Origin of the sequence: Ancylomarina euxina (assembly GCF_003863355.1) — a bacterium.
In the GTDB taxonomy this organism is placed as follows: Bacteria; Bacteroidota; Bacteroidia; order Bacteroidales; family Marinifilaceae; genus Ancylomarina; species Ancylomarina euxinus.
The window spans coordinates 1-8,166 of sequence record NZ_QQWG01000035.1; the positions used below are offsets into that span (position 1 = coordinate 1).

Sequence of the window (8,166 nt, forward strand, 5' to 3'; positions counted from 1 at the left end):
AATGGCAACTACATGTAGTAGGAAGACCGAAGATGGTAAATAATTAACTGAGGAGCCGTATGATGGGAGACTATCACGTACGGTTCTGTGAGAGGTTTGGGGTGAAATTCCCCTTACCTACTTGACTGTAGAAGCGTAATACAAATATGATAATCATAAATTTAGAAGAAATTGGATAAACCGAATAGACATAACAACCACATATTAGAAACAGAATCGAATAAATATTTCAATTTTCAAGTTCCTAATGAATGGTATACCGATAAACCTGAGCATGATTATGGTATTGATTACACTGTAAATATTGTTTCTAATAATCAAGTAACGGGGCTTAGTTTTTCAGTTCAGTTAAAAAGCAAATTAAAAGAAACAAATGATAATTCAGCTACAATTATTTTAAAGCATTCAACTTTAGGGCTGTTTAATACAAAGTTAGAACCTGTTTTACTTGTAGCGTACATACAAGAGGATAAAGAGGCATATTGGTGTTGGTATAATGAATTAGATTTTGACTTAACTTCTTCTCAAAAAACATACACTATAAATATCCCAAAGGCTAATAAACTGAGCCAAATTGATTGGGAATCTATTTCCAAATATGTTCAAAATATCTTCAGTATGAAAATGCTCGTTGAAGGTATTAGGACTCTTGAATATGATGAAATTTCTAATTCTCAAGTTCTTGCATGGAAATACTATTTCTCAAAAGACTTTGAAAAGGCAATTTTCTATTTTAAAAATTTACTAGAAGATGCACCAGGTGATATTGCCATTATTGAAGGTTTAGCTCAAAGTCAATACTCTACGTTTAATTACAAGGAAGCAATTAACAATATCAATAAGGTTATTGAACTTTCAGGGACATCCAACCAATACCTTACAAAAGCGTGCATTTTAGCAGAAGATGGAATGCAAAATGGAATCAAAGGAAAGATTATTGAAGCTAAAAATTTGTTTAGAGACTTTTTAGAGCAAGACAATACGCAATTTATTTATCACTATAATTATGCTAATACCTTAAGTAGATTAGGTTACAATCAAGAAGCAATTGACCATTTTAAATTATGCTTAAAATTCAACCCTAATTTTGAGCAAGCATGGAAAAATCTTGGACAGGTTTATTTTGATATCGAAGAACATGAAAAAGAAATTAGTTGTTATGATAATGCTTTAAGAATAAACCCTAAGTTGCCTCAGGCTCTTTTTAGTAAGGGTGTAACGCTTTCTCGTATTTATGACAAAGACAAAGATGGACTACTTCTTATGATGGAAGCAATAGATAATGATGCTGATATGCTTCTTGAGTATCGATATGGATATTTTGGAATTGCTCATGCTCATGAGAAATTAGGAAATATAAAACAATCTTTAACTTGGATAAACAAAGGCTTAGACCATTATTCTGATGATCTAGTTTATTTAAACTTCAAGTCAAATTTATTAATCGAAAATTGGACAGATAACGAATGGTTAAAAGTTGAAGCTTTAAAATTCTTTGAATTTCGTCTAGAATTGGAGAATGATTATAAAAGTCTTTATACAATATTATCAATCAAGCAATCGACTGATGAAAAGGCAATCTTTGATTTAATAAAAAAACACACTTCCATTTTCAGGGCAATTAGTTTTGATTCTATAAAATATTGTGACATTAACCTTCGAGATGATATAATTTTTCTGCTCCACTATGACAAATATCTAGAGTTTAGAAATAATTACCCAATCCTTAGATATTTAGATCATCTAATTTCTGAATTATATATTATACCCTCAGAATTCTGGGAAATTTTAGACTTTGTATTTGCAAAGAGCTATAGTAATGCAATTTCAAAGTATTTTAAAAATATGGATTCTAATATTATTTGCAATAGTATTTTAGGTGACCTTGAAGTATCGACAAATATTATTAAAATGATACTCCCTGAATCTGTGTTTCCTCAAGAAGAAGCGATTAATATCATGGCTCATGTTTGCGCAGAATTCCCTACAATTGTTATACGTGAGTTTGGAGCTCAAACAGGTATGCTTGCAGGCTTATTAAGTTTAGAAAAACCTGACTCGGCAGAATATTTGTCCGAAGATTGGTATGTGGATTTACATGAACGAGTCTTAATAGAAATGAATAGTAAATTAAAATTATTAAAAGAGGATTAGAATAAACAACGAAACGCTAACAAAAGCTAAATTTCATGGGCGGTGATGTGCAGATTGAAAGTTTAGAGCATTTAGGAAACACCAGCAAGCCAACTAAATTGGTTTGTTCAAAAATATAAGCAAATTTAATCGGCTTGCTTCCGCGCGATTTGAAAGGTAAACTCTTTTAAATCGCCCACGCAACTTAGCAAGACCGTTAGGGGCAATGCCTTCATTGCAAGAATTTAAAAACTTGATGATAAAGAAGTAAGTGGTGATAATGGTCATTAATCAAAAATCAGCAATAACAACTTTGGATAGGGAGGATATTAATAATTATTAACAGCTACTTATTATTATCAGGATAAATAGAACCAGTAAATTGAGTTACAATTTTAATAAGAATAGATATGAGTAAGGAAAAAGAGATACTTGAAATTGAAAGAATCAAAGAGTCATTGGAGTATCATTTTGACAAATATAAAGAGTATAAATCTGATGCAAAGAATGCGTCAAGAAAAAAGGACAGAGATAGAGCTTCCGACAATATGGTTACACATGCTAAATTCATAGAGAATGAATTGTATAATCCCCTTGTTAATAGCACAATTTCCAATGGAGGACAATTTCAATTTGAGAGTTTTTGGAGATACGTTGAGTCTGATCTACCTGATTATTTAAGTAAAATTGAAGCTTTATTGGATCAGCAAAAATCTGAGGAAGAAGAAAAAAAAGACTAAATACCACAGCCCCTAACAAAAGCTAAATTTCATGGGCGGTGATGCTCAGGTTGAAAGCTTAGTTCAATTAAGAAACACAAGCAAGCCTCCTAGATTTGGTTTGATTAAAAATTTAAACAAATTTATGCGGCTTGCTTTCGTGCGATTTGAAAGGATAATTCTTCGAAATCACCCACGAAAACTTAGCAAGGCCGTTAGCGAACATACTATGAAAGTCACTAAAAAGATTAATATTTAATGAATAAAGTTGTCCAAATATTTATTGGTTTTATCTTCCTAATGACATTCTTGTTTATTGGAAATCCTATTGACTTTTCGAACTCAACGTACGATAGAATTTCCGTTTTTCTTGTTATGACTATAATTCTAATAATCTTCTTTGGACTTTACAGACAGATACGAGAAATAGACAATAAAGCTCTTAAGAGGGTGAATCTTGGGATTATGGGATTAATAGCAATTCCTTATTTTTTAATTGGACTCTGGTCATTAATGCTGACAACTTCAAGTTCTTATCCGATTTGGCAAGACGTATCAATTTATACAAATGATGACGGCAAGAAGGTAATCAGCCAATGGAGAGAAACTAGCGGTTCAATTTACGACTATAGAGATAGAAGAGTAATTGCAGAAATTGGACAACTTAGAGTATCACTTAACTGTGACGTTGAGAATTTGAGTGGGAAATGGCAAGAATATTTAATTGAAAAGGATACAATTAGAGTTGTAGATTTTGACAAAGAATGATAAAGTACATTCGCTAACAAAAGCTAAATTTCATGGGCGGTGATTCGCAGTTTGAAAGCTTAGTTCAATTAAGAAACACCAGCAAGCAACCAAAATTGGTTTGCTTAAAAATATAAACAAATTTATGCGGCTTGCTTTTATAGCGGTTTGATAAGACAACTGTTTTTAATCGCCCACGAAAACTTAGCAAGACCGTTGGCAATAATTCTGTGGAATCCATAATTATAATCATGAAGTTTGGTAGAATATTTTTAAAAAATAGAATTAATAATAACATAAATGTACCAATTGAAAAACAGTATGACGTTACTGTGAAACTCAATCAATATTCTGGTACAGTTCTAAAGATAGGTCATGACTATTATACCTATACTGACAAAGGGTATGTAATTGAAAGAATTCTATATTCAGAATTTGATAATAACCCCCAATGCATATCTTCATATTTGGAAAAAGGTTTTAAATTATTTGATTTTCAAACAAAAGAAGATATTCCTTTTACTATTAATAATTTATTGAAGCAAAAAGAAGAAAGAAAGTATCATAATTTTTTTATATTACAACGTTATGTTAGGCATAAAGAAGTTAGAGAGTATTTTAGGTATAACGTAACAATTCAAATAAAAGGAAAGCACATAACAAACTTCTATCCATTATCAAAAGATATGGAGGTTCTTAATGATGAGATAATTACATTTAATACGTATGAAGGAAATATTGATGGGGAGTATGGTAAATATGGAAGCACAGCAGACCGCTTATTTGGTAAACCTTTTAAGTCACAAAATGGTCATTTAACTGACATGGGACGATATCCATATGAGTATCGTGTATCTATCAATGATATTGAAAAAATATTTCTAAAAAAAGAATATCGCGAGATTACTCAAATAGGGACTGATAATGAATATAGTTTCTCGGGTAAATATGACATGTTAGAATTAGACCTAAACAAACCAGATTTGGTACTTTATAATGAAATTAGAAAGATTGAAAATTGCATTGAAATAACTTGGGTAAAGAGAAATTAATAACTATTGCCAACAATAGCTAAATTTCATGGGCGGTGGGAATTGCTCGCGAGCTAGTTCAGTTAATCAACAACAGCAAGCCACCTAGATTTGGTTTGCAAAAAAATATAAACAAAATTAAGCGGCTTGCTTCCGCGCGGTTTGATAAGACAATTCTTTGAAATTGCCCACGAAACTTAGCAAGACCGTTAGGCGCAATTGTATTGTAGGAATTTTTAATAAACAATTATAAAAATGAGTTTGAATATAAATTGGATTGAACTTCTGACAAACTTTCTCAAGTTTACAGAAGAAGAAATAGATGCACATAATACCCAAATGGGCGATTATATTGGTAAGCATCACAAAGAGAATCGTGAGGATATAGGTATAACTATATTAGGATATAATGCAGGACATCATTCCCAGTTTGAATTGATAATAGATAATGACGATATTGAATCTAAGGTTATGACACAAAGATCATTTTTGCCTGATATAGAGCAAATGTTTTTGAAATTGAAGAGTCGTGAAGATTCATCAAAATCTATTCTAAGCCATAATTGTTTTGAAGAATATGTTCCTACAATGAATTCTCGTGTGAGATTTACGCTAATGGCTATAGATAGTGGAGTTAAATTTATCCAATCAGATGTCTTTTAGGGATTTTAAGAAAACATATTATAGGACACTCTAAATTGGTAAACGTGGGAGATATTGAATTGATAAAGGTTTTTTTTAATTCAGTCAAAGAATTAAAAAAAGCAAACATAATAAGAGGAGATCAAATTTTAGGAGATATTGCTGAATATTTGGCTAAAGAAAAATATAATATTGAATTAAATGAGAATCTAAGAGAAAAATATTTTGATGGCAAAATTGGAGATAAAAAAGTTCAGATAAAGTATAATGGCTCTCAAAAAGGTAAGAATATTGACATCGGTGATACGTCTAAATATGATATTTTAATTCTAGTCTTATATCGGGAATCGTTACATTATCCCGAAAATTGCGTTGAAGATTTTGTCTTCTATATGCTAGAAAAAAGTAAATTAGAAAAAATTAAAACGACAAAATTAGGCAAAAGAACTTTGACAAAGGAAAAATTGATAAATTATAATTATGAGAAACTAGATTAGAATTAGAGGCAAAAGCGCCTAACAAAATGTATATTTCATGCGGGTTTAAGAGGTAATATGAATGTCATGTTTCATAATAAACAACGCCAATTCTGCGATTTGACGAGTATATTAAAAATTAGATTATGTGAAATCGCAGATTTGGCTAATTAGTAGTTTGAAAGTTTATCACTCTAAAATCCCGCACGAAAACATACATAAACCGTTAGCGGTCAGCGTTAAAAAAAAACCAACAACATTGATAATTAATGACATTTAAACGATTAGATAAAAAAGATTATAAAAACCTAATGGGAACAAATGGAGATTCTGAGATCAATCAGAATCATTTGATTCTTCATTTCCTAGAATTTGACTTTGCACCTGATTTGATAACTCAAAAACTTGGATTACAACCATTCTCAACTGGACAGAAAGGTGAAGAATATTTTATTGGACCACAAAAAGATATCCCAAGAATTAGGGATTGTAGTCATTGGGATTTCGAATGGAAAATAAATACAAATGATTTCATCGGCGATTTGGTTGATAAGTTTTTCAACGAGATTATAATTCCAAGAATAGACACGATTAAAGAGATTGGTCTAAGTTGCAAGATGGTAAGATTTACAATAGTACAATATTATTATACTGGGAATAATCCAGGTTATGGTTTTGAACCGGAACAGTTAAAAATGTTGGCTGACATTGGTGCTGGAATTGACGTTGATATATACTGCCTCGGTGAAGATGAATAAAAACGCCGAACCGCTAACAAAAGCTAAATTTCATGGGCGGTGATGTGCAGTTTGAAAGTTTAGTACAATTAATAAACACCAGCAAGCCACCTAGATTGGTTTGTGAAAAAATATAAACAAATTTATGCGGCTTGCTTCCGCGCGGATTGAAAGGTTAATTCTTTTAAATCGCCCACGAAAACTTAGCAAGACCGTTATGCACAATTAATAATAACAACTATGAAATACATTATTTTTCTTTTCTTCCTTCAACTTGGATTTTATTCATATTCGCAAGAATATTATAAAGGAACTTTAAATTATAAAATCAGCCTGTCTTTTAATAAGGCATCAGATAGTATTAAGTATTATGGAGACTGGGAAAAGTATAGTCCAGAGCTTCTAAAAATATTCTCGTCACCAGTATCTGAGAAATATCTAGTGAAAAAGGACACAGTCTTGATTTACCAGTTTTTAAAAGAAGATGTTCAAGCGCAATACATTTTAATTTCTGCTAAGAATAAACTTGATAGATTAGATGTTACTTCTGGTCAGATAAACAAATGGGGTGATTTTTCACCCAAGAAGTATTTAAAATTTAAGAGCTATAAGAGAATAGCTGATGAAGATGAAATTATATTGCAAAAGGAGTGCTCGGTCTGGCTTTCAACTTCGAAAAATGGTTGGCGAAAAGTTTGGTTAACTAATATTGATGAAAAGCTACCTTCAACTGAAGGATCACAGATATTTTTAGATGGGAAATTAATTCTAAAACAAGTAAGCTTTTTCAATGATGGGCGAATAATAACAAAACAAATTGCTAATAGGGGAAGCCTATCAGAAAGTAATTTTGGTAAGCTAATTGGTGCTCACAATAAAATTGATATTAAATCGAAATACCTTCCTATTGCAGAAAATTCGGAATATCATGATAAAGCACTTAAAAAAGGAGATTTAGCACCCAATTTGCATTACAGGAATATTTTTGAAAACAAGTTGAGTTGTCTTTATGAATCAACCCAAAAGAGTAAGTATACAATTATAGAACTTTGGGGTACTTGGTGTGTGCCATGTTTGCTCGCTACCGAGAAAATAAAAATGTTGAGGAAGAAATTTAAAGCTGAACATTTAAGTATTATTTCTCTAAACTGTAGGGACAGAAACATTGAAAAGGTGAAATCTGTTATTGAGAAGAAGGATATGAAATGGGAACATGGTTATACAACTGAAAAATTGACTTCAATTTTTAATAAAAAAAGATCCTATCCTAAATTACTAATCTTGGATAATAATAACAAAGTATTATTCATTGGAAATCCACAGACTGATATTGATGAAATTGAAGCAATTATTGCAGGAAAGTAAAAGTGCATAACATACGCTATATACCATAGGCGGGTAGTGGGTTTCGATGGTTTTGTGCTTTTAATGAGCAACGGCAAGGTAGCCATTTTAGAATTGTTATAGTTAAATGTAATCCTAAAATAACTACCTTGCCTTTTTATGAAAATTGAAACATAAATCAACTAAGGCGCCTACGTTACATAGCGCCATCCGTTACAGTTAATTGATTCGTAATGGCACTCGCTGGCAAGCGTGTTGCCATTTCTGCTTTAATGGATTTTCCTGTTTTATTGTACACCAGTTGTTTTACTAGTTTTGACTGAGGTTTAAAACTTGA

Annotated in this window: 8 protein-coding genes; all 8 read left to right on the plus strand. The window is 31.4% G+C overall.

The window, feature by feature from the left end:
• Positions 1-171: 171 nt before the first annotated feature.
• The 8 genes from DWB61_RS17190 to DWB61_RS17225 all read left to right on the plus strand — a co-directional run bounded on the left by DWB61_RS17190 (position 172) and on the right by DWB61_RS17225 (position 7,850).
• Complete coding sequence (locus DWB61_RS17190) at positions 172-2,154, plus strand: DUF4365 domain-containing protein (protein ID WP_125032177.1); 1,983 nt, start codon at positions 172-174, stop codon at positions 2,152-2,154.
• Positions 2,155-2,543: 389 nt separating this feature from the next.
• Complete coding sequence (locus DWB61_RS17195; protein WP_125032178.1) at positions 2,544-2,873, plus strand: hypothetical protein; 330 nt, start codon at positions 2,544-2,546, stop codon at positions 2,871-2,873.
• A 237-nt stretch (positions 2,874-3,110) separates the two neighbouring features.
• A complete protein-coding gene (locus DWB61_RS17200) occupies positions 3,111-3,620 on the plus strand; it encodes a hypothetical protein (RefSeq protein ID WP_125032179.1) in 510 nt (169 codons plus the stop codon).
• 230 nt (positions 3,621-3,850) lie between these two features.
• Positions 3,851-4,651 (plus strand): hypothetical protein, encoded by an 801-nt coding sequence (locus DWB61_RS17205; RefSeq protein ID WP_125032180.1) that lies wholly within the window; start codon positions 3,851-3,853, stop codon positions 4,649-4,651.
• A 234-nt stretch (positions 4,652-4,885) separates the two neighbouring features.
• Positions 4,886-5,293 carry a hypothetical protein gene (locus DWB61_RS17210; RefSeq protein ID WP_125032181.1) on the plus strand — a complete coding sequence of 136 codons (408 nt, stop codon included), beginning with the start codon at positions 4,886-4,888 and terminating at the stop codon, positions 5,291-5,293.
• Between the two features lie 44 nt (positions 5,294-5,337).
• On the plus strand, positions 5,338-5,769 hold the full coding sequence (locus DWB61_RS17215; RefSeq protein ID WP_125032182.1) for a DUF6998 domain-containing protein: 432 nt from the start codon (positions 5,338-5,340) through the stop codon (positions 5,767-5,769).
• Positions 5,770-6,017: 248 nt separating this feature from the next.
• Entirely contained in the window at positions 6,018-6,506 is a 489-nt protein-coding gene (locus tag DWB61_RS17220; protein WP_125032183.1) for a DUF4279 domain-containing protein, read from the plus strand.
• 219 nt (positions 6,507-6,725) lie between these two features.
• Positions 6,726-7,850 (plus strand): TlpA family protein disulfide reductase, encoded by a 1,125-nt coding sequence (locus tag DWB61_RS17225; protein WP_125032184.1) that lies wholly within the window; start codon positions 6,726-6,728, stop codon positions 7,848-7,850.
• Positions 7,851-8,166 lie beyond the last annotated feature (316 nt).